Origin of the sequence: Rhodococcus sp. BUPNP1 (assembly GCF_002215235.1) — a bacterium.
Taxonomy (GTDB): Bacteria; Actinomycetota; Actinomycetes; order Mycobacteriales; family Mycobacteriaceae; genus Rhodococcus.
Map to the genome: position 1 here is coordinate 72,450 of NZ_NERM01000014.1, position 24,211 is coordinate 96,660.

20 protein-coding genes are annotated in these 24,211 nt (G+C 68.9%); 9 read left to right on the forward strand and 11 right to left on the reverse strand.

Annotated features, from left to right (window positions below):
* Positions 1 to 97: 97 nt before the first annotated feature.
* A complete protein-coding gene (locus B9C99_RS15770; protein WP_088898517.1) occupies positions 98 to 1,783 on the reverse strand; it encodes a hypothetical protein in 1,686 nt (561 codons plus the stop codon).
* Between the two features lie 193 nt (positions 1,784 to 1,976).
* On the opposite strand from B9C99_RS15770, the gene B9C99_RS15775 reads away from it, so the two are divergent.
* A complete protein-coding gene (locus tag B9C99_RS15775) occupies positions 1,977 to 2,657 on the forward strand; it encodes a hypothetical protein (protein ID WP_016691711.1) in 681 nt (226 codons plus the stop codon).
* On the forward strand, positions 2,658 to 4,427 hold the full coding sequence (locus B9C99_RS15780) for a GMC family oxidoreductase N-terminal domain-containing protein (protein ID WP_088898518.1): 1,770 nt from the start codon (positions 2,658 to 2,660) through the stop codon (positions 4,425 to 4,427).
* Positions 4,428 to 4,800: 373 nt separating this feature from the next.
* Here B9C99_RS15780 and pgl read toward each other — a convergent pair whose 3' ends face one another.
* Genes pgl through tkt form a run of 5 tightly spaced genes read right to left on the reverse strand, consistent with a single transcriptional unit; the run spans position 4,801 to position 11,253 of the window.
* Complete coding sequence (gene pgl, locus B9C99_RS15785; protein WP_016691714.1) at positions 4,801 to 5,559, reverse strand: 6-phosphogluconolactonase; 759 nt, start codon at positions 5,557 to 5,559, stop codon at positions 4,801 to 4,803.
* Positions 5,552 to 6,460 carry a glucose-6-phosphate dehydrogenase assembly protein OpcA gene (gene opcA, locus B9C99_RS15790; protein WP_024100808.1) on the reverse strand — a complete coding sequence of 303 codons (909 nt, stop codon included), beginning with the start codon at positions 6,458 to 6,460 and terminating at the stop codon, positions 5,552 to 5,554. The genes pgl and opcA overlap by 8 nt, the downstream gene beginning before the upstream one ends.
* On the reverse strand, positions 6,457 to 7,998 hold the full coding sequence (gene zwf, locus B9C99_RS15795; RefSeq protein ID WP_172414976.1) for a glucose-6-phosphate dehydrogenase: 1,542 nt from the start codon (positions 7,996 to 7,998) through the stop codon (positions 6,457 to 6,459). The genes opcA and zwf overlap by 4 nt, the downstream gene beginning before the upstream one ends.
* A gap of 2 nt (positions 7,999 to 8,000) precedes the next feature.
* Positions 8,001 to 9,146 carry a transaldolase gene (gene tal, locus B9C99_RS15800; protein ID WP_088898519.1) on the reverse strand — a complete coding sequence of 382 codons (1,146 nt, stop codon included), beginning with the start codon at positions 9,144 to 9,146 and terminating at the stop codon, positions 8,001 to 8,003.
* A gap of 4 nt (positions 9,147 to 9,150) precedes the next feature.
* Positions 9,151 to 11,253 carry a transketolase gene (tkt, locus tag B9C99_RS15805; protein ID WP_088898569.1) on the reverse strand — a complete coding sequence of 701 codons (2,103 nt, stop codon included), beginning with the start codon at positions 11,251 to 11,253 and terminating at the stop codon, positions 9,151 to 9,153.
* A gap of 212 nt (positions 11,254 to 11,465) precedes the next feature.
* Here tkt and B9C99_RS15810 point away from each other — a divergent pair, with 212 nt between their 5' ends.
* Positions 11,466 to 12,443 carry a heme o synthase gene (locus tag B9C99_RS15810; protein ID WP_088898520.1) on the forward strand — a complete coding sequence of 326 codons (978 nt, stop codon included), beginning with the start codon at positions 11,466 to 11,468 and terminating at the stop codon, positions 12,441 to 12,443.
* Between the two features lie 64 nt (positions 12,444 to 12,507).
* On the opposite strand, the gene B9C99_RS15815 is transcribed toward B9C99_RS15810, so the two are convergent.
* On the reverse strand, positions 12,508 to 13,473 hold the full coding sequence (locus B9C99_RS15815) for a quinone oxidoreductase (protein WP_088898521.1): 966 nt from the start codon (positions 13,471 to 13,473) through the stop codon (positions 12,508 to 12,510).
* Positions 13,474 to 13,496: 23 nt separating this feature from the next.
* On the opposite strand from B9C99_RS15815, the gene B9C99_RS15820 reads away from it, so the two are divergent.
* Positions 13,497 to 13,838 (forward strand): hypothetical protein, encoded by a 342-nt coding sequence (locus B9C99_RS15820; protein WP_088898522.1) that lies wholly within the window; start codon positions 13,497 to 13,499, stop codon positions 13,836 to 13,838.
* Between the two features lie 72 nt (positions 13,839 to 13,910).
* Here B9C99_RS15820 and B9C99_RS15825 read toward each other — a convergent pair whose 3' ends face one another.
* From B9C99_RS15825 to mptB, 4 genes are all read right to left on the reverse strand, one after another.
* Complete coding sequence (locus B9C99_RS15825; protein WP_088898523.1) at positions 13,911 to 14,876, reverse strand: heme A synthase; 966 nt, start codon at positions 14,874 to 14,876, stop codon at positions 13,911 to 13,913.
* Positions 14,877 to 14,944: 68 nt separating this feature from the next.
* On the reverse strand, positions 14,945 to 15,742 hold the full coding sequence (locus B9C99_RS15830) for an ABC transporter permease (protein WP_016691722.1): 798 nt from the start codon (positions 15,740 to 15,742) through the stop codon (positions 14,945 to 14,947).
* Positions 15,739 to 16,683 carry an ABC transporter ATP-binding protein gene (locus B9C99_RS15835; protein WP_016691723.1) on the reverse strand — a complete coding sequence of 315 codons (945 nt, stop codon included), beginning with the start codon at positions 16,681 to 16,683 and terminating at the stop codon, positions 15,739 to 15,741. Before B9C99_RS15835 ends, B9C99_RS15830 begins: the two co-directional genes overlap by 4 nt.
* Before the next feature lie 11 nt (positions 16,684 to 16,694).
* Complete coding sequence (gene mptB, locus B9C99_RS15840; RefSeq protein WP_088898524.1) at positions 16,695 to 18,341, reverse strand: polyprenol phosphomannose-dependent alpha 1,6 mannosyltransferase MptB; 1,647 nt, start codon at positions 18,339 to 18,341, stop codon at positions 16,695 to 16,697.
* Positions 18,342 to 18,495: 154 nt separating this feature from the next.
* On the opposite strand from mptB, the gene B9C99_RS15845 reads away from it, so the two are divergent.
* The 5 genes from B9C99_RS15845 (at position 18,496) to B9C99_RS15865 (ending at position 24,209) form a co-directional block, all read left to right on the forward strand.
* Positions 18,496 to 19,314, forward strand: a complete 819-nt coding sequence (locus B9C99_RS15845; protein WP_088898570.1) for a metalloregulator ArsR/SmtB family transcription factor — start codon at positions 18,496 to 18,498, stop codon at positions 19,312 to 19,314.
* A 115-nt stretch (positions 19,315 to 19,429) separates the two neighbouring features.
* Positions 19,430 to 20,875, forward strand: coding sequence for a Fe-S cluster assembly protein SufB (gene sufB, locus B9C99_RS15850; RefSeq protein WP_006551501.1), 1,446 nt, complete (start codon positions 19,430 to 19,432; stop codon positions 20,873 to 20,875).
* Positions 20,876 to 22,111 (forward strand): Fe-S cluster assembly protein SufD, encoded by a 1,236-nt coding sequence (gene sufD / locus B9C99_RS15855; protein ID WP_016691726.1) that lies wholly within the window; start codon positions 20,876 to 20,878, stop codon positions 22,109 to 22,111.
* Positions 22,112 to 22,162: 51 nt separating this feature from the next.
* On the forward strand, positions 22,163 to 22,951 hold the full coding sequence (gene sufC / locus B9C99_RS15860; protein ID WP_016691727.1) for a Fe-S cluster assembly ATPase SufC: 789 nt from the start codon (positions 22,163 to 22,165) through the stop codon (positions 22,949 to 22,951).
* Between the two features lie 4 nt (positions 22,952 to 22,955).
* Complete coding sequence (locus B9C99_RS15865; RefSeq protein WP_088898525.1) at positions 22,956 to 24,209, forward strand: cysteine desulfurase; 1,254 nt, start codon at positions 22,956 to 22,958, stop codon at positions 24,207 to 24,209.
* The last annotated feature ends 2 nt before the right edge of the window (positions 24,210 to 24,211 follow it).

Here is a 24,211-nt window from a genome sequence, read left to right on the forward strand (position 1 = left end):
TCCTCGGACGGGGGACGCTTCCGTGTCCACCGAATCGATATTCCCAGTGTGCGCCATCGGCAGGCATCGGCACGAGTAGTGCGCTACTCGAATCCGTTCACAGGATCGTCTCGATTCGGTACGGCGGGGTGAACCGTCGGTACAGGGAAGAGATCCGCGAATTCGGACGGCGGCAGTCGTGAAGGTCGTTGTCCGGCACTTCGGTCCTCACGGATGCGGGTTCACCGTTCCGGTCGAGCCGGATGTACCGGTCCGAGACCAGGGTCCGGTCCCGCCAGGTGCGTATGTAGGTGATCCACTCGTCGTCACACAGGGCGGTGACGAGAAGTTCCAGACGGTTCTCGGCGTCTGCGGGTGACTCGTTACCACGGGCGACCGCCTCGACCAACGCCTTACGGTGGGCGCATCTCTGCCGGGCCGCCAGGAGGTCGGTCGCGCTACGAATGCCCAGTGCGCGCAGGTCGGACAGCACTCTCGCGCCCTCGGGATCCGTCTCGGCGGTCGAATCCACGATATGGAGTCGCAGAATCGCCTGGTCGACCCAGTCGACGAGGCGGCCGACCGGAATCCGTGTCTCGAGCAGCAGATCGACGAGATCGTGATGCGCAAGGGCTTCGACGTTGGGCACACCCTCGTCGATCAGTCGTGCCCGGTCGTAGAGGTCGAGTCCCTCGATGTCGGTGAGCGGCAATTGCTCTTCGAGCATGCGGCGTTTCTTGGTGAGGGCGAAACGCCGCAGGGTGTCGCGCAGTAGCACCATCGCGGTTTCGGGAAGCACGCCGATCACGAACGCCAATGGGAGCACGGTGGCGTCGTAGACCCGCGACTCCGGTGATTCGACGACGGCCTGGAGCAAGCAGGCAAGGATGACGACGGTGATCACTCGTACGGTGATCGCGCTGTATGCCTTGGGCCGTAAGTCGTTCCGTGAATACCGGCGCAGGCAGGTGTTGAGGGAGAAGAAGTACGCGCCCAGGAATGCGAACGCGAGCGGATCGGCGAGCGCAGTGAAGAGACTCGTATCGGGCGTGCCGGACGACGCGGCTGGGGAGTACAGCGCCATGGTCCAGCCCAACGCGATGGTGACGGTGGAAACGAGGATGGGCCACAGTCGCTGGGTGGCGTTCACCGTGGTGGTCCGCTCGTCTGCGGCGTAGAAGACCTCGTCCATCTGGCCGCCGTACTTGGCCTGCACGTCTGCCAACGTGTGGACGTTCGGGTCCAGGCGGAAGATCTGCCATTCGAAGCGGTCGCGGAGCGTACTCAGACGTTGACGGTCGAACAGGAAGAACAACAGGCCCGGCAACATGGTTGCCACTGCGACAAATGCGACTGCGACGACGGGCGCCGCCGTGATGCTCACCAGTCCGGTAGCGAATGCCGAGATAGGCACCGCCACGCTGATCACGAGCATGCACCACAACGTGACCGTGTGGAGTTGACGGCGGGAACGAGCCTTGGTGCCGTCGAGGGGTGTATCCGTTGTGGCGTGCAGGGGGACGACGTATCCGTGGCGGATCAGGCCCTCCCAGGGCCACTGTCGCTCCGGGTCGGTCGGTACGCGGCGTTCGAGCGGTGCGAACACGAGCGTCCGACCGTCCGCGTGGGTGATGTGCAAGCGGGAAGGCGTCGCATTGCGCAGTTCCGCAGGTGCCGTGTCCGAAGCCGGCGCGGGAGCGCCGCCGTGGCTATCGTTGCCGGGACGGGTAGCGAGAGCATCGTCCAGGCTTCGGAGTGTCTTCAGGGCAGACGCGAACCGGTTGCTCTCCCTCTTCTGCAACATGATTCTCACCCCGTTGCATCGTTCGGCTGTGTTCGAATCCTGCGCGCCTCGGGTGCGGACGGCACGGGTAGCGAGCTACCCGATTCCGTCGATCGCTCCGCCGGTCCGTGCGACCGAGGGGCGATCCGGACGAAATACCGCAACCGTTCCGTGACATCTCGTACGCTGCACCACGAAGCGACGAGGGGGCGACGTGGACGACCCGCAGCACGGGTACTGGAACAGGCGGCGTTTTCTCGCCGGGATGGCCACGACGATGGCGGCGTTGGTCGGCACCGCAGGCGTGTTCGCGCGGGAGGTGAACGCGAGTCCGCTGAGCGAGACGCCTCCCGTGCGCGACACGATCAACGGAGTGCTCGCGTTCGTCGTACCCGGCAACGACCCGTACTCGCACCAGCAGGGCGTGTGGACCGACCGGCCCGGCGGCGTCACCGTCGGCACGGCGGAATCCCTCGAGCGAACCCTGGACCAGGCGTCGCCGATGCCGTTGCTCGGACCCGAGGCGGGCAACCTGCCCGGTGCCGCGGCGATCGCAGTGCTGCTCAACACCTTCGGTGTCACCGCCGACCCGCGTTCGGTGAGCGGGCCGTTCGCGGCGCCCTTCGCGAATCTGAGCCATGCCGCGAAAGCGCAGGTCTTCGAATGGCTCGACACCGACCCGCGTTTCGAGGGCCTGGTGCTGAAATTCGTGGTCAACGCGATCCCCACCCTGGCCGCCTTCGCGGCCTTCTCCGAGGTCTCCGCGTACGACCGCGCCCGGCGCGAGGTCACCGGGCGCCCGGTCGGCTGGGAACTGAGCCGCTATTCCGGGCCGAGCGACGGGTGGGACGAGTTCCTGGGCTACTACGGCGGAATCGACGAGGTGGAGAAATAGATGACCGACGTCATCGTCATCGGGGCGGGTGGCGGCGGACCCGTCGTGGCCAAGGAACTCGCAGCGCGCGGTCTCGACGTGCTCGTTCTCGAGGCAGGCCCCCGCTTCGCCGACCCGGAGAACGAGTGGACCCATTTCGAGGACGACATCAACAATCCGATCACCGGGCTGTTCCGCCACGGGCCGGGGGACCGCTCGGGCACGCCGTGGCTGCGTGATCTGCCCCAGAACTCGTTCGTGTGGCAGGTGTCCGGTGTCGGTGGCACCACGCTGCACTTCTTCGGCAACTCGCCGCGGGCGGCACCCGGCGCGTTCTCCGGATACGACGGCGCCGACCGCGCCATGTACGACACGGCGCACCTGTTCCCCTTCGGATACGACGAGCTGCGTCCCTACTACGAGTGGGTGGAGGCCACGCTGCCCGTGCAGACCGCACCGATGGGCGCCAAGGAGCAGTTGTTCCTGCGGGGTGCAGCGGCCATGGGGCTGCCGCACCAGACCTCGCTCGACACCACCGGGCCAGCCCATCGCGCCCAGCAGAACGCGATCCTCCAGCCCGGTGGCACCGCCGGCCGCACCCGGGACCGCGCGCGTCTGCACCATCCAGAAGCGCGGGGCTGCACGATGTGCGGGCACTGTTATCAGGGCTGTTTCCTGCCGCTGGGGGCGCCGCGGAATCTCAAGGCCAAACGCTCCACCGACAACTCGTATGTCCCGATGATGCTCACCGCAGACGCGTGGTCACCCCAGGGGCGTGCCGTCACCCTGATCGCCGATGCGGTGGTCTCCGAGATCCTCGTCGAGGAGGTGAACGGGGAGACCGTGGCGCGCGGCGTGCGGTTCACGACAGCGGGGGAGGAGCACGAGGCGACCGCGCCGGTGGTGGTGCTGGCGGCAGGGTGCATCGAGAGCCCGAGATTGTGGCTGAACTCGACGCTGCCGAATCCGAACGGCTGGGTCGGCCGCGGCCTCACCGACCACCACATGGACGCGGTCTTCGGCGTCTTCGACGAGTACACCGGGCAGACGCGCGGACCGGGATCCAACGCGCGCGTCGATCTGCCCGGCTACGGCGGGATCGAGCAGGTCGGCCTGCCCCCGGCGTTGATCGCGTACGCGCTGAACTTCAGCGACTCCGGCATCCACGGATACGGACGTGCCGGCGGTGTCGTCGATTCGGCGGGGGCCGACAGTGTGGGTCGGCTCGTCGGACGCGACCTGCTCGACACGATGGCCGACGCCGACCGCGTCCTCGCCGCGCTCGTCATCTCGGACGACGACGTCGAACCGGACAACCGCGTGACGCTCTCACCGATCCTGTATCCGGACGAAGGGGGTCTGGCGCCGCGGGTGACCGTGCAGCATCGTCGGCGCTCGGCTCGTACCCGCCGCAATCGTGACCACGCGACCCGCACGGCCGTCGAGTTGATGAGGGCGGCGGGCGCGAAGAGGGTGCATCGCTGCGACTGGCCACCGCTGATCCTGCACTCGCAGTCGAGCATGAGGATGGGGGTGAGCGACCGGGATTCGGTGCTCGACGCCGACGCGGAGGCGCGGTGGGTGAAAAGGTTGTTCGTCGCCGACAACTCGGCGCTCGCCAACAGTCTCGGAGGCCCGAACCCGACGTTGACGACACAGGCGATCGCCACCCGCACGGCCGAGAAGATCTTCGCGAAGTACTTCGGTGGCGATCCCTGGGTGGCACGGGAGAACCCCGTGTCGTCGATCGACGACCGCGTCACCGCCGCGGTGATCGAACGGAGTATCTGACCGCTCGATCCCGGATCGGAACCATCGATTTCGTCCCGAGTGGAACCGTCGGGCGTCCCGGCGCGTCGAACGAGACAGAGGGCCGTGACGACAACGGTCCACGACGGGAGGAGCTCACCGGCATGGACCCACGAACGGTGCGATGTGTCCCGGGCCGATCACCACTGCGCGCGCTGCGCTCGACGGCAGGCCCGCGTTCGATGAATCGGATGCGGTGCGTGCGAAGCGGTGTCGACGACGGCGACACCGCCGGTACTTCGGAGGGGCGCCGTGTGGAGACGGACGACGCCGACGATCCCGACTTCGACGGCGCCGGCGCGTGACGTCCGGATCGCCGATCACGGCGTCGGGCTCCCGGCGCTCCGCTCGGTTACTACGCCGGGAGTTGCGCTGCGGCAGCCGGATCGAGGAACCACACGGTCCCTTCGGTGCCGCGGGCGCCGGCGGAGGGGAAGTCCTCCGGTGCGGCACCACCCACGGCCGCTGCGACGGCCTCCGCCTTGGCGTCACCGGTGACCAGCAACCAGACCTGCCGCGCCCGCTGCACGGCGGGCAGCGTCAGCGTCACCCGGGCCGGCGGCGGCTTCGGGGAGTCGTCGACACCCACCACGAGACGTTCGGACTCGCGCACCGCGTCGGTGTGGGGGAACAGCGAATTGATGTGTCCCTCACCGCCCATGCCGAGCAGGTGCACGTCGAAGACCGGTGCGGTGCCGTCGGGAGAGTGCGCCGCGAGGAGTTCGGCGTACCGCTGGGCCGAGTCCTGCGGCGTGCTGCACCCGTCCTCACCGAGCGCCGGCATGGTGTGGATGCGGGCCGGGTCGATCGGCACATGGTCGAGCAGAGCCTCACGGGCCTGCACCTCGTTGCGATCCGGATCGCCGGGTGGCAGGAACCGCTCGTCGCCGAAGTAGACGTTCACCGCCGACCAGTCGATGGCGCCCTGGTCGCGCCGCACGTTCTCGAGCATCGCGATACCGGTACCGCCGCCGGTGAGCACGACGTGGGCCTGCACCCGCTCGCGCTGCGCGGCGACGACGGCATCGACGAAGGCGGACGCCGCCGCGCGGGCGACCTCGTCGGCGTCGGCGAAACGCCGGATCTCGGACGGAGTGCGGACGGTGTCAGACATAATCCACCTTCGGCAGGGCCGACAATGCGGCTTCGTAGACTTCGTCGGGATCGAGGCGACGCAGTTCCTCGGCGAGACATTCGGCCGAGTTCCGGCGCGCCAGGCTGATCAGCGAATCGGGCTTGTGGGTGCGTTCGAGGGTCGCCACGCGACCTTCCTGCGGACGTTCCAGGGCGATCGTCTGCGACGCCGTGCGCAGTTCCACCCTCAGCTCGCCGACGGATCGCTCGACGGGGCAGTCGAGACGGCTCGCGAGCCAGCCCGCGATCAGATCGACGGCCGGCTCGGTCCGCAGACCCGACACGCGCGCCGAGAGCACCGGCTCGTAGGGCGGCTGATCGAGTGCCGAGACCAGCAGCGCCCGCCAGTAGGTGATGCGGGCCCAGGCCAGATCCGTGTCGCCCGGCCGGTAACCGGACAGGCGGGTCGCGAGATCGGCACGCGGGTCGTCGGAGTTGGTCACGTCGGTGATGCGGCGGACGGCGAGGCGACCCACCGGGTCCTCGGCCGGGACCGCGGGGGCCTGGTTGGGCCACCACGCGACGACGGGGGTGTCCGGCAGCAGGAACGGCACCACGACCGACTCCTGATGTTCACCGAGTTCGCCGTGCAGGGCGAGGATCAACGCCTCGGAGGCACCCGCTTCACCGGCGACCCGGATCTCCGCGTCGAGCCGCGACGGACCGTCCTGCCGGCCGCGACCGACGACGATGACGCGGCAGGGATGTTCCTTCGACGCCTCGGTGGCGGCCGTGATCGCGGCGTCGAGGCCCCGCGCGTCGCCGGCGCACACGATGAACGTGAGAACACGTCCCTGCGTGACCATTCCGCTCGACCGCCGCAACTCCACCAGCTTGCGGCTGATGGCGTTGGCGGAGGTGTTGCGCAACTGGAGCCTCACGGACGCCTCCATTCCCGGCCGGTGCGCCGCAGCATCTCGTCGGCCGAACGCGGACCCCAGGTGCCGGACTCGTAGGGCTCCGGTCGCCCGTTCGCCGCCCAGTGCTCGAGCACCGGATCGAGGATCTTCCAGGACAATTCGACTTCCTCGTCCACCGGGAACAGTGACGGGACGCCGAGGAGCACGTCGAGGATCAACCGCTCGTAGGCCTCGGGGGAGGAGACCGTGAACGCCTGGCCGTAACTGAAGTCCATGTTCACGTCCCGGACCTCCATCTCGGAGCCGGGCACCTTCGAGCCGAAGCGCATCGTGATGCCCTCGTCGGGCTGCACGCGGATCACCAGCGCGTTCTGACCGAGTTCCTCGGTCATGGTCTTGTCGAACGGCAGGTGTGGGGCCCGCTTGAAGACCACCGCGATCTCGGTGACGCGGCGGCCGAGGCGCTTGCCGGTGCGCAGATAGAAGGGGACACCCGCCCAGCGGCGGGTGTCGACCTCGAGGGTGATGGCCGCGTACGTCTCGGTGGTCGAATCCGCCGCGAAGCCCTTCTCCTCGAGCAGACCGACGACCTTCTCGCCGCCCTGCCAGCCGGATGCGTACTGGCCGCGCGCGGTGGTCTCGTCGAACGGCTCGGCCGGCCGGGTCGCGGAGAGCACCTTGATCTTCTCCGCGTGCAGCTCCGACGCCGCGAAGCTCACCGGCTCCTCCATCGCGGTGAAGGCGAGCAGCTGCAGGAGGTGGTTCTGGATGACGTCGCGCGCCGCGCCGATGCCGTCGTAGTAGCCGGCGCGACCACCGAGACCGATGTCCTCGGCCATCGTGATCTGCACGTGGTCGACGTAGTGCGCGTTCCACACCGGCTCGAACATCTGGTTCGCGAACCGCAACGCGAGGATGTTCTGGACCGTCTCCTTGCCGAGATAGTGGTCGATACGGAAGACGGATTCCTCGGAGAACACCTCACCGACAACCGAATTGAGCTCGCGCGCACTCTCGAGGTTGTGCCCGAACGGCTTCTCGATCACGACGCGGCTCCACGAGCCGTTGCGTTGCGCGGCCAGGCCCGAACGCGACAGCTGCCCGCACACCACGGGGAAGGCGTCCGGGGGAACTGACAGGTAGAACGCGTGGTTGCCACCCGTACCGCGCTCGCGGTCGAGCTTCTCGAGGGTCGTCGCGAGCTCCGCGAACGCCGCATCGTCGTCGAAGGTGCCCTGCACGAAGCGGATCCCCTCCGCGAGGCGCTGCCAGACCTCCTCGCGGAAGGGGGTACGCGAATGCTCACGTACCGCGTCGTGGACCACCTGACCGAAATCCTCGTCGGCCCAGTCCCTCCGGGCGAAACCGACGAGCGCGAATCCGGGCGGCAGGAGGCCGCGGTTGGCGAGATCGTAGACGGCGGGCATCAACTTGCGCCGGGCCAGATCGCCGGTGACACCGAAGATCACCAGCGCGCACGGGCCGGCGATACGTGGCAGTCTGCGATCTCTGTTGTCCCGGAGCGGATTCACCCACTCCGCCGCACCGGATTCGGGCACGTTCAGCCCTCCGCGCCCGGCGCGTGAGCCGCGAGCTGTTCCGCCGTCGCCGCGAGCAGGTCCTTCCACGACACGACGAACTTCTCCACACCCTCGTCCTCGAGCTTGCGGAAGACGTCGGGAAGATCCACACCGACCGATGCCAGCGCGTCGAAGACCTGCTGGGAGGAGGCGATGTTGCGGGTGACGGTGTCGCCCGTGACCTCACCGTGGTCGGCGACGGCCTCGAGGGTCTTCTCCGGCATCGTGTTCACGGTGTTCGGCGCGACCAGCTCGGTGACGTAGAGGGTGTCGGGGTAATCGGGGTTCTTCACACCCGTCGACGCCCACAGTGCACGCTGGGGAACGGCACCCGCCTCGGTGAGCTGCTCGAACCGCGTCCCGCCCTCGAACGCGCGCTGGTAGGCGCCGTACGCGAGCCGCGCGTTGGCGAGACCGGCCTTGCCGCGCAGCGCCAGCGCCTGATCGGTGCCGATCTCCTCGAGGCGCGGGTCGATCTCGGTGTCGACACGCGAGACGAAGAACGACGCGACCGAGCGGATCTTCGACAGGTCGTGGCCGGAGGCCTTCGCTGCGGTCAGGCCGTCGAGGTAGGCCTCGATGACCCGCTCGTAGCGCTCGACCGAGAAAATCAGCGTGACGTTGACGCTGACACCCTCACCGATCACCCGGGCGATGGCCGGCAGACCCGCCACCGTCGCCGGGATCTTGATGAACAGGTTCGGGCGGTCGACGATGCGCCACAGCTCGAGGGCCTGCTGGACGGTGTCGTCCGTCTTGTGCGCCAGACGCGGGTCGACCTCGATCGACACCCGTCCGTCGAGGCCGTCCGTCGCCTCGAACACCGGCGCGAGGACGTCGCAGGCCGCGCGCACGTCGTCGGTGGTGACGGTGCGGATCGCCTCGGTGGCGTCCGCGCCGGCGGCAGCGAGATCGCGGATCTGCGCGTCGTAGGCGTGGCCCTTCGACAGGGCGGCCTGGAAGATCGACGGGTTGGTCGTCACGCCCACGACACTGCGGGTCGCGACGAGCTCGGCGAGCTTGCCGGAATCGATGAGGTCGCGGGACAGGTCGTCCAGCCACACCGAGACACCCTGGGCGGACAGTTCGGCCAGCGCAGCGTTCTGCGTGGAGGTCTGCTGGGTCATCGGATCATCCCTTCACTCGGGTCAGCGAGCGACGCGCGGCGTCGACGACGGCCTCGGCAGTGATGCCGAACTCGCGGTACAGGGTCTTGTAGTCGGCGGAGGCGCCGTAGTGCTCGAGCGAGACCGGCTCACCGGCGTCGCCGATGAGGCGGTACCACGGCATCGCGAGACCGGCCTCGACGGACACGCGGGCACGCACGGACGGGGGCAGCACCTCGTCGCGGTAGGCCTGGTCCTGCTCGAGGAACCGGTCGAGCACCGGCACCGAGACGACGCGGGTGGCCACACCGTCGGCCTCGAGGGTCTCGCGGGCGGCGACGGCGAGCTGAACCTCGGAACCGGTCGCGAGGATCACGACCTCCGGGGTGCCCGAGGATGCCTCGGCCAGGATGTAGGCGCCGCGGGCGACACCCTCGGCGGCCTTCTCCCGCGTGCCCTCGAGCACCGGCACGTTCTGACGGGTCAACGCGAGCGCGGTCGGGCCGGTGCGGTTCTCCAGCGCGGCCTTCCACGCGAACGACGTCTCGTTGGCGTCGGCCGGGCGGATCACGGCGAGATTCGGGATCGCGCGCAGCGCCGCGAGGTGCTCGATCGGCTGGTGCGTCGGGCCGTCCTCGCCGAGACCGATCGAGTCGTGCGTCCACACGTAGATCGCCGGGGTCTGCATGAGGGCCGCGAGACGCACCGCGGGCCGCATGTAGTCGGAGAAGACGAGGAAGGTGCCGCCGTAGGGGCGGGTCGGGCCGTGCAGGGCGATGCCGTTGAGGATCGATCCCATCGCGTGCTCACGGACACCGAAGTGCAGCGTGCGTCCGTAGGGCTGCGCGTTCCAGTCCTTCGTGGAGATCGACTCGGGACCGAAGGAGTCGGAACCGGGGATCGTCGTGTTGTTGCTGCCGGCGAGGTCGGCGGAGCCGCCCCACAGCTCGGGCAGCACCGGTCCGAGCGCGGCGAGGGCCTTGCCGGACGCCGAGCGGGTCGCGGGACCGCTCTCGGTGGGCTCGTAGGTCGGCAGTGCGTCGACCCAGCCCTCCGGGAACTCACCGGCGTGCAGGCGGTCGAACAGTTCCTTGCGCTGCGGCTCGCGGGCGGCCCACGCGTCGAAGTCGGCCTGCCAAGCCGCGCGTGCCTCGGTGCCGCGCGTCACGACCTGCCGGGCGTGCTCGATCACGGCCGGGTCGACGTCGAAGTTCTTCTCGGGGTCGAAGCCGAGGATCTTCTTGATCTCGGCGACCTCGTCGGCGCCGAGCGCGGCACCGTGCGCGTCGCCGCTGTTCATCTTCGTCGGGGCCGGGTAGCCGATGATCGTGCGGACGGAGATGAAGGACGGACGGTCGGTGACCGCCTTCGCGGCCTCGACGGCCTCGAGCAGCGCGGCGACGTTCTCTCCGCCCTCGACGGTCTGCACGTGCCAGCCGTAGGCCTCGTAGCGCTTGGAGACGTCCTCACCGAGAGCGATCGCGGTGTCGTGCTCGATGGAGATCTTGTTGTCGTCGTAGAAGACGATCAGGTTGCCGAGCTGTTGGACACCGGCGAGCGAGGACGCCTCGGAGGTCACGCCCTCCTCGATGTCGCCGTCGGAGGCGATCACGTAGACGTAGTGGTCGAACGGGCTCGAGCCGGCGGGCGCCTCGGGATCGAACAGACCGCGCTCGCGGCGGGCGGCCATCGCCATACCCACGGCGGAGGCGAGACCCTGACCCAGCGGGCCGGTGGTCATCTCGACGCCGGCGGTGTGGCCGTACTCGGGGTGGCCCGGGGTGAGCGAACCCCACGTGCGCAGCGCCTCGAGGTCGGCGAGCTCGAGTCCGTAACCGGACAGGTACAGCTGGGTGTACAGCGTCAGGCTCGAATGTCCGCACGAGAGCACGAAGCGGTCGCGGCCGACCCACTCGGGGTCGGTCGGATCGTGGCGCATCACACGCTGGAAGAGGGTGTACGCGAGGGGAGCGAGGCTCATCGCGGTACCGGGATGCCCGTTTCCGACCTTCTGCACGGCGTCGGCGGCGAGCACGCGCGCGGTGTCGACGGCCTTGGTGTCCAGGTCGGTCCAGTCGGCAGGATGCGCAGGCTGGGTGAGGGTGCGGATCTCGTCTGTGATCGACACGAGCTTGAAGTCTCCTGACATGGGTGTACGGGGTCCCGGCGGGTGGAAGTCGGCCCGCGCGCTACTTCAGACTAGTGCGCTGCTCCGAACGGGTCGATTCGGTCCGGGCAACGGTCCGGTCTACCATCGTTCGTAGTAGAGGAGCGTCCGGAACCGGGCGACCGTGAACGGGCGAAACGAAGGTGCGGATCCGCGTGGGACAAGGAGACAGTGTGCGGGCAGGGCGACGGCCGGGAGGACACGGCTTCGGCGTCCCCGAAGCGCCGAGCGCCCCGCGCCCCGACACCGCGTGGGGCCGGATCTCCGGCACCGTCCTCGCCTACATCGCGTTGACCAAGCCGCGGGTGATCGAACTCCTGCTGGTCGCGACCATTCCCGCGATGCTGTTCGCCGACCGCGGCAACGTCGACATCGTGCTCATCCTGAGCACCCTGTTCGGCGGCTGGATGGGTGCGGCGAGCGCCAACTCGCTCAACTGCGTCGTCGACGCCGATATCGACAAGGTGATGAAACGCACCGCGTTGCGTCCTCTCGCCCGGCAGACGGTGCCGACACGCAACGCCTTCGTCTTCGGCATGATCCTCGGGATCGCGTCCTTCGCGTGGTTGTGGTGGCGCGCCAACCTGTTGGCCGGACTGCTGGTCGTGGCGACGATCGCGTTCTACGTACTCGTGTACACGATGGTGCTCAAACGCCGGACCTGGCAGAACGTGGTCTGGGGCGGGGCCGCCGGATGTATGCCCGTGATGGTCGGCTGGGCCGCCGTGACGGGTTCGCTGAGCTGGGAACCCATCGTGTTGTTCCTGGTCATCTTCTTCTGGACGCCGCCGCACACCTGGGCGCTCGCGATGCGCTACAAGGAGGACTACAAGGCCGCCGGCGTGCCGATGCTGCCGGTCATCGCCACCGAGCAGCACGTCACGAAGCAGATCGTGCTCTACACCTGGGCGACCGTGATCGCGACGCTGGTGATCGTCCCGGCCGCCGGTGTGATCTACGCGGCCGTCGCGCTGCTCGCGGGCGCCTGGTTCCTGATCGTCGCGCACCAGCTGTTCAACAGCGTGCGCGGTGGGGCGTCGGTCAAGCCGCTCAAGCTGTTCCTGCAGTCCAACAACTACCTCGCGGTGGTGTGCCTGGGCCTGGCGATCGACTCCGTGCTCGCACTGCCCACGATCGGCTCGTACTTCTGACCCACGCTCGACGACGAACGCCCCGGCCGATCGGCCGGGGCGTTCGTCGTGTCGGGTCGGGAGATCACGGGATCAGGACGATCGATCCGGTGGTCCGGCGTCCTTCGAGATCTGCGTGGGCGCGGGCGGCCTCGGCGAGGGGATAGCTCGCTCCGACGCGGAGCTTCAGCGACCCGTCGGCCAGCGCCGCGAGCACGTCGCCCGCCCGCCACAGCAGTTCCTCGCGGTCGCGGGTGTAGTGCACGAGGGTCGGCCGCGTGACGAACAGCGAACCCGCCGGGTTCAGCCGCTGCAGGTCGAAGGGCGGGACGGGTCCGCTCGCGGCACCGAACAGCGCGACCGTGCCGCGCACGCGGACGGACGCCAGCGACGCCTCGAAGGTCGCGGCACCGACACCGTCGTAGGCCGCGGCCACCCCCTCACCGTCGGTGAGCTCGCGCACCTTCCCGGCGAGGTCGTCGCCGTAGCGCAGCACCTCCGCGGCACCGGCCTCGCGCGACAGGGCCTCCTTCTCGTCGGAGGACACCGTGGTGATCACCCGCACGCCCTTCGCGACGGCGAGCTGCGTCAGGATCAGCCCCACCCCACCGGCACCGGCGTGGACGAGCACCGTCTCGCCGGGCTGTGCCGGGTGGACGGAGTTCAGCAGGTAGTGCGCCGTCATGCCCTGCAGGAGGACCGAGGCGGCCTGCTCGGCCGGCACCGAGTCCGGGACCGGCACGGCGACCTGCTCGCGGACGCGGACCAGTTCGGCATACGAGCCGGGTGCCTCGCACCACGACACCCGGTCGCCGACCGCCGTGTCCCGCACACCTTCGCCGACGGCGACGACCGTGCCCGTGCCCTCCGAGCCCGGGATGTACGGCAGCTCCGTGCCGTAGAGGCCGGTGCGGAAGTAGGTGTCGATGAAGTTGACGCCGATCGCGTCCGTGCGGACCAGCAGCTCACCCGGTCCGGGCGAGGGGTCGGGTCGTTCGACGGGGACGAGGACGTCGGGGCCTCCGTGCTGTGCCACTTCGATTGCGTGCATAGCGCTCACAGTATTCTGCAGACATGAGCGTCGAAACACAGGTCGTGGCCGCACCGGCCGACATCGTCTCGTCCATCCGCAGCTTCGTCGCCGAGCACGGAGGTTCCGGGAAGGCCGTGCTGCAGCCGATCGGTCTGTCCGGCGTCCGGATCACCGTGGTCGCCGCCGACGGCACCCTCGGCGACCGCGTCGCGAAGGACCTCCCGACGGCGCGCGTCATCGTCGAGGAGATCCCCGACGTCACCGTCTCCGAGTGGGACCGCGAGGTCACCAGCATCGCCAACCCGCAGAAGGGTCATTGGGCGAAGATGGCCGGCTGGGTGGCACGCCAGACGAAGTTCCCGAAGGCCCGCAACGAGCGCTGACAGGCCCGATCCCCGTACGACGACACGCGGCCCCTTTCCGGAAACCCGGGAAGGGGCCGCGTCGTCGAACGATCAGGCCGGAACGGGTTCGCGATCCGGAGCGGTCGTGCGCGTCCGTCCGGCCGCCCACACCGCCGCGGTCGCCGCCGTGCACAGTCCGGCGCCGGCGACGTGGAAGACGACCAGTACGGCTGGCACGTCCGTCCAGAACTGGACGAGGCCGATGCCGGCCTGTGCGACCACCAGGGCGAGGACGACCTTCAGTCGCAGCGTGACGGCTCGCGGTGCGCGGACCGCGTAGACGGCGAAGGTGAGGCCGATCAGCAGCGCGAGGTAGCCGACGAGCGCTTCGGCGTGCAGGTGGACGAGATTGGTGATGTCGAGTGCGAGGCGCGGAACGGGCCTGTCGATGCTCTTGTCTCCGGCGTGCGGGCCGGCGCCGGTGACCATCGTGCCGAGCACGAGGACCCCGGCGAGCGCGACACCCGACAACGCGGTGAGCCAGCGCAGCGGCTGGGGCAGAACCTGCACCACCGTCCCGTCGTCCGGCTCGCTCACCTTCGCGTAGAGCACCGTCGCCAGCCACACCATGAGCATCGATGCGAGCAGGTGGATCGCGACCGTCCACCAGGCCAGACCGGCCAGGACGGTGATGCCGCCGATGATCGCCTGCAGCACGGTGCCCGCAGGCATCAACCATGCCCAGGCGATGACCTCCTTGCGGCGCCGCGCGCGGGTGACGGCCAGGACGATCGCGGCTGCGACGGCCACGACCACGAAGGTCAGCAGCCGATTGCCGAACTCGACCACCTGATGCAGGGTGTTCACCCCGCTCGACACACCCACCGGAACCAGCGACCCGGGGAAGCACTGCGGCCAGGTCGGGCAACCCAGTCCGGAGGCGGTGACGCGGACGACCGAGCCGGTCACGGCGATGCCGCCCTGGGTGACGATCGTGAGGAACGCGATGATCTTCTGCGTCCGCAGCGACGGCAGGGGGAGACGGTCGACAAGGCTCAGGTAGCCGCGATACAACACGGTTCGATGGTACGGCGTGAACCACTACACGCTGTAGTTGGGTCGTGCCCGATCGGGCCGCCCACGAGTCAGGTGAAGCGGAACCAGCGCGCCGCGGCGGTGCCGCCGATCACCGTCCAGACGAGCAGCGAGACGATCGACAGCCAGTCGAACACACCCGAGGTGGCGTTCTCGAGCGCGAGCGTCAGCGCCCCCGACGGCACGATCCGCAGCAGGTGGACCACCGCTTCGGGGATCACGTCGCCGAGCACCACGATGCTGCCGATGCCCAGCAGCACGAACCACACGATGTTCGCGAGGGCGAGCACGATCTCGGCGCGCAGGGTTCCGCCGAGCAGCAGCCCCAGTGTCGCGAACATCACCGTGCCCAGGGCGATGACGACCGCCCCGATGAGCAGGTCGACGGGGGAGGGGCGCCAGCCCAGGGCCAGTCCGATGGCGCCGAGCAGCACGGCCTGCAGCACGACGACGATGCCCACCGCTGCGCTCTTGCCCGCGATGATCCCCCACTTGGGCAGCGCGGTCGCGCCGATCCGCTTGAGGGCGCCGTAGCGGCGGTCGAAGCCCACGGCGATCGCCTGACCGGTGAACGCCGTCGACATCACGGCCACCATCATCACCGCAGGCAGCACGCTGTCGACCCGCGAGTCGCCGAGATCGCCGATGGGCAGCAGCGACAGGCCGATCAGCAGCGTGATCGGGATGAACATGGTCAACAGGAGCTGCTCGCCGTTGCGTAGCAGCAGCTTGAGTTCCATGGCGGTCTGCGCCGCGAGCATCTTCGACGGCGAGTTCGGCTGCGGTCGCGGGGTGAAGGTCCCCTCCGCGAACCGGTTGTTCGCCAGACGATCGTGGGTCACGCTCACCCTCTCAACTCCCGACCGGTCAACTCGAGGAAGACGTCCTCGAGGCTGCGTTGATCCACCCGGATCTCGGTTGCCAGTGCGCCCAGGTTCGCGCACCAGGTGGCCGCCGCCGCGACGACGGACGGTTCGATCGTGCCCTCGACGAGATACCGCCCGGGATTGTCCTCCCGGACCCGGTGGGTGCCGGCCAGAGCGGACTGCAGGGCGCTCAGGTCGAGACCCGCAGGCGCGGTCAGCCACAACTGGCCCTCGGCGCCGTCACGGGTGACCTCGTCCGGCGTTCCCGCGGCGACCACCCGGCCGTGATCGATGATGACGATCTCGTCGGCGAGCTCTTCGGCCTCGTCCATGAGGTGGGTGGTGAGCAGCACGCTCACGCCGTCGCGGCGCAGCGCGTCGATCAGTTCCCACACGAGGAGCCGGGCCTGCGCGTCGAGACCCGCCGTCGGTTCGTCGAGGAACACCAGTTCGGGGCGTCCGACCAGCGCGCACGCGAGCGCGAGGCGTTGCTGTTGTCCGCCCGACAGCCGGCGGTAGGGGGTGCGGCGGGCATCGGTGAGTCCGAGGCGCTGGAGCAGCCAGTCGGGGTCGAGGGGATCGGCCGAGTACGCCGCCACCAGGTCGAGCATCTCGCCGGCCCGCGAACCCGGATATGCGCCGCCACCTTGCAGCATCACGCCGATCCGGGGGCGGAGGGCGTCGGAATCGGCGACAGGATCGAGACCCAGGACGCGGACCGTGCCCGCGTCGGGAGTGACGAACCCCTCGCACATTTCCACGGTGGTGGTCTTACCGGCGCCGTTCGGGCCGAGGAGGGCGAGCACCTGGGCACGTTCGACGGTCAGATCGAGACCGTTCACGGCGGTGACGCCCCCGTAGGTCTTGACGACGCCGTCCAGGCGCACGGCCGGTACCGCACCGGCGGGAGAACTCGGGGTCACAGGGTTCCAGCCTAGGCGTCCGCGGTTTCCGTCGGACGCGGTGGTGTGCGCTCCTGCAGCCGCCACGGCAGCCGGGAGCGTGTGGCGACGATGATCAGCCCGACCACGACGATGGTCGCGATCGACGCCTGGACGATGATGAACGGTTGGTATTCGCTGCCGTTGGGCATGAGGATCATGCCGACGACCGACGAGAACGCGATGGTGGGGATCCGGAAGACCGGGCGGGTCGCCCAGGCCGCGAGCGGGATCACCGCCCACAGCAGATACCACGGTTGCACGACCGGGAAGAGCAGCACGATCGCACCCAGCGACACTCCCAGCGCACCGACCGGATGGATCCGTCCCATGAGCACCGCGAGCAGCATGCGCACCGTGACGAAGGCGGCCACCAGCGCTGCGATGGGGCGTGTGATGGACAGTACGGCCGTCGTGTGGTCGCCGAGACCGAGCAGCACGCCCCCGAGGCCGGTACCCATGCCGAGCAGGGTCGGGATCGACATCCAGCTGCGGACCTCCGTGGCGGTGCCCAGGGTCTTCGTCCAGCCGAAGCCCAAGCCGCTGCCCCAGCTCACAGCGCCGATGACGACGCAGGTCCCGATCCCGAGGATCGCGGCGGCGGCGATCACGGCGCGGAAGCCGCCACCCCACTTGCGGGCAAGGGCCATGCCGACGAATCCGAGCGCGAGCAGCGAGGGCACCTTGATCATCGACGACAGGGCGATCAGCGCGGTGCCGGCCGCGAGCCATCCCGCGAGACGCAGGCGCGAGGCTGCCTCGTCGTCCGGGTGGACGGCCCGCAGCGCGAGTTCGACTCCGGCGAGCATGAGCCCGAGCATCAGGGCCTCGTTGTGGATGCCGGCAACCAGGTGGAAGAGCAACAGCGGGTTCGCGGCACCGAGCCACAATGCGCTCACCGACGCGACGCCGCACCGGCGGGCGAGCCGCGGCAGCGCCCACACGATCAGGGCTACACCCACGAGCGCGAGCAGGCGGTGGACGAAGATGCCGGCCACGATGTTCTCGCCCGTGAGGTAGGTGATCTTCTCGCCGATCCACAGGAAGGCCGGGCCGTAGGGGGCCGAGGTGTCGCGCCAGATGTTCGGCACAGTCCGGGTCAGGACGTGGTCGACCCCCAGCGCGCCGGCCGGACCGATGGCGTAGGGATCGAGCCCGCGCGCCGCGATCTCGCTCTGCGCGAGATACGAGTAGACGTCCTTGCTGAACATCGGCGGCGCGACGACCAGCGGAAGGATCCACAGCAGCAAGGTGCGGTCGAGCTGCGACCGGGACAGTCGGCGCACGGGACCGTCCGGTGCGCCCCGGCCGATCGCGAACCGGCCGAGCAGCAACCAGGCGAGGATCACCAGCGCCGTGCCGATCATGGTCGTCGTGAGGGCGGCGCTCGGCATGCGTGCCGCCAACCCGAGGGCGCGGACGCCCTGCACGGGGTTCTGCAGGACCGGCTGGGCGCCGGCGCCGAGCGCTCCGACGGCCATGAGGACGGCACCGGTGGCGCCGAGCAATCGGATGCGGTGGAGATAGATGTTCTCGATCGCATCGAGTCCGCGACCTTCGGTCTCGTCGCCGTGCAGCACGACCGAGACATCGGCGTGTGGGCCCGGGGCGTCGAGGCCCAGGGCGCGTCGGATCCACACGTGCAGCCGTTCGCGGACCCCGGATCGGCCCGGCGACGGAGACGTCGTGCGCGGGGCGGACAGGGGAGGAGTCGACGGCACGTCAGAAGCGTAACGGGACGGCGAGGGTGGTCTCCGACGGCTCCGTCATGAGGTGTAACAAAGGGCACCCTTGGTGGACCGTGCTTCCGAATTCCGTCACACTGGTGTTGTGAAATACCCGTCCGACACCACCGACACCGCAGAACGCGCAGGTCACGCACCTGCCGCGACGGCGTCGCGCGGCGAGGACACCCGCAAGAATCCTGCCTCGGCAGGTCGCGAGATCCCGGAGGGTCAGACCCGCGCCGCCGTCGTGCAGCTGCTGCTCGAAGAAGGTCCCATCACCGCGCCGGAGATCGGCGAGCGTCTGGGGCTCAGCGCCGCGGGCGTGCGACGCCATCTCGACGCCCTCATCGAGTCCGGCGAGGCGCAGGCCGCCGCGCCGCCGCGCAGGCAGGGACGCGGTCGTGGCCGTCCCGCCCGCCGCTTCCAGCTCACCGCCGTCGGACGCGCCCGCCTCGGACATTCCTACGACGATCTTGCCACCGCCGCCATGCGGCACCTCCGCGAACTCGGCGGCGACGCCGCCGTGGAGGACTTCGCGCGACGCCGCGTGGACTCGATCCTCGGCACCGTCGCACCCGCCGACGAGAACGTCGACGACGTCGAGAGTGTCGCCGAGGAGATCGCCGGGGCGTTCACCGCCTCCGGTTTCGCCGCCTCGACCCGCCGCGTCGGCACCGGCGTGCAGATCTGCCAGCACCACTGCCCGGTCTCGCACGTCGCGGAGCAGTTCCCCGAACTGTGCGAGGCGGAACAGGAGGCCTTCGTGCGGATCCTCGGAACCCACGTGCAACGCCTCGCGACGATCGCGAACGGCGACGCCTTCTGCACGACACACGTGCCCGTTCTCCCCAGAGCGGATGTGCCCCGTCCGGAGCCGCCCACGTGACGATCCCACCGCGAGTGCTCCGCGAACCAGGGCACACCAGGAAGACATCCACCCACCCGTCGACCGTCGACGCACAGCCCGCGCCGACGCCCACCAGACTCCGGAAGGAGCTCGCATGACCGTCGCATCGGATCAGACGTCCGGCACCGCGCCGCTGACGCAGGAAGAGACGATCGATTCTCTCGGCCACTACGAATACGGCTGGGCGGACCCCGACACCGCCGGCGCCACGGCGCAGCGCGGCCTGTCCGAAGAGGTCGTGCGGGACATCTCCGCCAAGAAGAACGAGCCCGAGTGGATGCTCGACATCCGCCTCAAGGCGCTGCGCACCTTCGACAAGAAGCCGATGCCGGTGTGGGGCTCGAACCTCGACGGGATCGACTTCGACAACATCAAGTACTTCGTGCGCTCGACGGAGAAGCAGGCCGCGAGCTGGGACGAGCTCCCCGAGGACATCAAGAACACCTACGACAAGCTGGGCATCCCGGAGGCCGAGAAGCAGCGCCTCATCGCCGGTGTCGCCGCCCAGTACGAATCCGAGGTGGTCTACCACCAGATCCGCGAGGACCTCGAGAGCCAGGGCGTGATCTTCCTCGACACCGACTCGGGTCTGCGTGAGCACCCCGAGCTGTTCAAGGAGTACTTCGGCACGGTCATCCCGGCCGGCGACAACAAGTTCTCCGCTCTGAACACCGCGGTGTGGTCGGGTGGCTCGTTCATCTACGTCCCGCCGGGTGTGCACGTCGACATCCCGCTGCAGGCCTACTTCCGCATCAACACGGAGAACATGGGCCAGTTCGAGCGGACCCTGATCATCGTCGACGAGGGCGCCTCGGTGCACTACGTCGAGGGCTGCACCGCGCCGATCTACAAGTCCGATTCGCTGCACTCCGCGGTCGTCGAGATCATCGTCAAGAAGGGCGGCCACTGCCGCTACACGACCATCCAGAACTGGTCGAACAACGTCTACAACCTGGTGACCAAGCGCACCAAGGTCGAGGCCGGCGGCTCGATGGAATGGATCGACGGCAACATCGGTTCCAAGGTGACGATGAAGTACCCGGCCGTGTGGATGATGGGCGAGCACGCTCGCGGTGAGGTGCTCTCCGTCGCCTTCGCCGGCGAGGGCCAGCACCAGGACACCGGCGCGAAGATGCTGCACCTGGCTCCGCACACCTCCTCGACCATCGTGTCGAAGTCGGTGGCGCGTGGCGGTGGACGTGCCTCCTACCGCGGCCTCGTGCAGGTCAACAAGGGCGCTCACGGCTCGAAGTCGACGGTCAAGTGCGACGCGCTGCTCGTCGACCAGATCAGCCGTTCCGACACCTACCCGTACGTCGACATCCGTGAGGACGACGTCACGATGGGTCACGAGGCGACCGTCTCGAAGGTGAGCGACGACCAGCTGTTCTACCTCATGAGCCGCGGACTCGACGAGGACGAGGCCATGGCGATGGTGGTGCGTGGATTCGTCGAGCCCATCGCCAAGGAACTGCCGATGGAGTACGCCCTCGAACTGAACCGCCTGATCGAACTGCAGATGGAAGGGGCAGTCGGCTAAATGACTGCGGAAGCGAAGAACACGCCGGCTACCGCGACGGGCGTGCAGGATGCCGTGCGTGCCGAGAACCGGGTGCCGGCCGTCAACACCGCCGGCAAGCCGGCAATCAACAAGGGTGAGGTCTTCACGTCGTTCGACGTGAATGCCTTCGAGATTCCGTCGGGTCGCGACGAGGTGTGGCGGTTCACCCCGCTGCGTCGCCTGCGCGGTCTGCACGACGGCACCGCTCCCGCGACCGGCACCGCGACCGTCGAGGTCACCCCGGTCGACGGCGTGCAGGTCGAGACCGTGGCGCGCGACGACGCGCGACTCGGGCAGGCCGGTGTGCCGTTCGACCGGATCGCAGCTCAGGCGTACTCGTCGTTCGAGACCGCGACCGTCCTGACCGTCGGCCGCGAGGTCGAGGTCGCCGAACCCGTCACCGTGACGATCACGGGACCGGGTGAGGGCGCCGTCGCCTACGGGCACGTGCAGATCCGGCTCGAGGCGTTCGCCAACCTCACGCTCGTCATCGACCAGCGTGGCAGCGGCACCTACGCCGAGAACATCGAGTTCGTGCTCGGCGACAGCGCACAGTTGAAGGTCGTCGCGGTGCAGGACTGGGCCGACGACGCCGTGCACGTCGCCGCGCACCACGCCCGACTCGGCCGCGACGCCGTGCTGCGCCACTTCACCGTGGCGCTCGGCGGCGATCTCGTGCGCGTCTCGGCGACCACCAAGTACGACGGCCCCGGCGGCGACGCCGAACTGCTCGGCCTGTACTTCGCCGACGCCGGTCAGCACTTCGAGCAGCGCCTGCTCGTCGACCACTCGCAGCCGAACTGCAAGTCGAACGTCGTGTACAAGGGTGCGCTGCAGGGCGATCCGGCCTCCGGCAAGCCCGACGCGCACACCGTGTGGATCGGCGACGTGCTCATCCGCGCCGAGGCCGAGGGCACCGACACCTTCGAGCTCAACCGCAACCTGGTGCTCACCGACGGTGCACGCGCCGACTCGGTGCCGAACCTCGAGATCGAGACCGGTGAGATCGTCGGTGCCGGACACGCGTCGGCGACCGGCCGCTTCGACGACGAGCAGCTGTTCTACCTGCGTGCTCGCGGCATCCCCGAGGAGGAAGCGCGTCGCCTCGTCGTCCGCGGCTTCTTCCACGAACTGCTCGAGCGCATCACGGTCACCGAGGTCCGCGACCGGCTCGAGGCCGCCATCGAGGCGGAACTCGCCGCCGTCGGCGCCTGACCGGCCCTGCCTCCCCGTACTCCCGATACCTCACTAAGGAAACGCATTTCGATGTCCACACCTTCGAACGTCCTCGAGATCAAGGACCTGCACGTCCGCGTCGCACAGACCGACGAGAACGCCGAGCCGATCGACATCCTCAAGGGCGTGAACCTCACGGTCCGCTCGGGTGAGACGCACGCCATCATGGGCCCCAACGGCTCCGGCAAGTCCACCCTGTCGTACGCGATCGCCGGCCACCCCAAGTACGAGATCACCTCGGGCAGCATCACCCTCAACGGTGAGGACGTGCTCGAGATGAGCGTCGACGAGCGCGCCCGCGCCGGCCTGTTCCTCGCCATGCAGTACCCGGTCGAGGTGCCCGGCGTGTCGATGTCGAACTTCCTCCGCACCGCCGCGACCGCCGTGCGCGGCGAGGCCCCCAAGCTGCGCCACTGGGTCAAGGAGGTCAAGCAGGCGATGTCCGAGCTGGACATCGATCCGGCCTTCGGCGAGCGCAGCGTCAACGAGGGCTTCTCCGGTGGCGAGAAGAAGCGCCACGAGATCCTGCAGCTCGGTCTGCTCAAGCCGAAGATCGCCATCCTCGACGAGACCGACTCCGGCCTCGACGTGGACGCGCTGCGCGTCGTCTCCGAAGGCGTGAACCGCTACCAGGAGAACGAGAACGGCGGCGTCCTGCTCATCACCCACTACACCCGCATCCTGCGCTACATCAAGCCGCAGTTCGTGCACGTCTTCGTGGGTGGCCGTGTCGTCGAGTCCGGTGGCCCGGAGCTCGCCGACGAGCTCGAGACCAACGGCTACGTTCGTTTCACCCAGGCAGCAACGCAAGGAGCGTGATCGGATGACGGTGCCGGTGCGGACCTTGGACATCGCCCGGATCAGGGCCGATTTCCCGATCCTCGCGCGCACGGTGCGCGACGGCAAACCCCTGGTCTACCTCGACTCGGGGGCCACCTCCCAGCGCCCGGTACAGGTGCTCGACGCCGAGCGTGAGTTCCTCGCGACGCGGAACGCGGCCGTGCACCGCGGTGCGCACGCGTTGTCGGAGGAGGCGACCGACTCGTACGAGGACGCCCGCGCCGTCATCGCGTCCTTCGTCGGGGTCGACGTCGACGAGGTGGTGTTCACCAAGAACGCCACCGAGTCGCTCAACCTCGTCGCGTACGCCTTCGCCGACGACCGGTTCCCGCACCGGCTCGGCCCCGGTGACGAGATCGTCGTCACCGAGCTCGAGCACCACGCGAATCTCGTTCCGTGGCAGGAACTCGCGCGGCGGACGGGTGCCACCCTGCGCTGGTACGGGGTCACCGACGACGGTCGCATCGATCTCGATTCGCTGACGCTGACCGACGCCGTGAAGGTCGTGGCGTTCACGCACCAGTCGAACGTGACCGGTGCGGTCGCCCCCGTCGAGGAGATCGTGCGGCGCGCGAAGGAGGTCGGCGCGATCGTCGTGCTCGACGCGTGCCAGTCGGTGCCGCACATGGCCGTCGACTTCCGTGCCCTCGGTGTGGATTTCGCGGCGTTCTCCGGACACAAGATGTTCGGTCCGTCCGGCGTCGGCGTCCTCTACGGTCGCCGCGACCTGCTCGCCGACGTGCCGCCGTTCATCACCGGTGGCTCGATGATCGAGACGGTGACGATGGAGGCGACGACCTTCGCCGCACCGCCGCAGCGATTCGAGGCCGGATCGCCCATGGTCTCGCAGGCCGTCGGCCTCGGTGCCGCCGTGCGCTACCTGCAGGACATCGGCATGGACGCCGTCGCCGCACACGAACACGAGCTGACTGCTGCGGCACTCGCCGAGCTGGGCGGCATCGACGGCGTGCGCATCATCGGACCCACGACCGGCGAACAGCGCGGCGGGGCGGTGTCGTTCGTCGTGGACGGAATCCATGCTCACGATCTCGGCCAGATCCTCGACGACGAGGGCGTCGAGATCCGGGTCGGACACCACTGCGCCTGGCCGCTGCACCGCCGCTTCGGGGTGGCCGCGACCGCCCGCGCATCGTTCGCCGTGTACAACACGCCGGATGAGGTGCAGGCACTCGGCGCGGCGATCCGGCGCGCCCAGAAGTTCTTCGGGGAGGCGTGATC

Bases quoted from the DNA above. Each gene is read 5' to 3' on its own strand.
- sufD (WP_016691726.1), top strand. From the start codon at position 20,876: ATGACTGCGGAAGCGAAGAACACGCCGGCTACCGCGACGGGCGTGCAG.
- B9C99_RS15820 (WP_088898522.1), top strand. From the start codon at position 13,497: ATGAGCGTCGAAACACAGGTCGTGGCCGCACCGGCCGACATCGTCTCG.
- B9C99_RS15770 (WP_088898517.1), bottom strand. From the start codon at position 1,783: ATGTTGCAGAAGAGGGAGAGCAACCGGTTCGCGTCTGCCCTGAAGACA.
- pgl (WP_016691714.1), bottom strand. From the start codon at position 5,559: ATGTCTGACACCGTCCGCACTCCGTCCGAGATCCGGCGTTTCGCCGAC.
- B9C99_RS15865 (WP_088898525.1), top strand. From the start codon at position 22,956: ATGACGGTGCCGGTGCGGACCTTGGACATCGCCCGGATCAGGGCCGAT.
- sufC (WP_016691727.1), top strand. From the start codon at position 22,163: ATGTCCACACCTTCGAACGTCCTCGAGATCAAGGACCTGCACGTCCGC.
- B9C99_RS15815 (WP_088898521.1), bottom strand. From the start codon at position 13,473: ATGCACGCAATCGAAGTGGCACAGCACGGAGGCCCCGACGTCCTCGTC.
- tal (WP_088898519.1), bottom strand. From the start codon at position 9,146: ATGACCCAGCAGACCTCCACGCAGAACGCTGCGCTGGCCGAACTGTCC.
- B9C99_RS15780 (WP_088898518.1), top strand. From the start codon at position 2,658: ATGACCGACGTCATCGTCATCGGGGCGGGTGGCGGCGGACCCGTCGTG.
- sufB (WP_006551501.1), top strand. From the start codon at position 19,430: ATGACCGTCGCATCGGATCAGACGTCCGGCACCGCGCCGCTGACGCAG.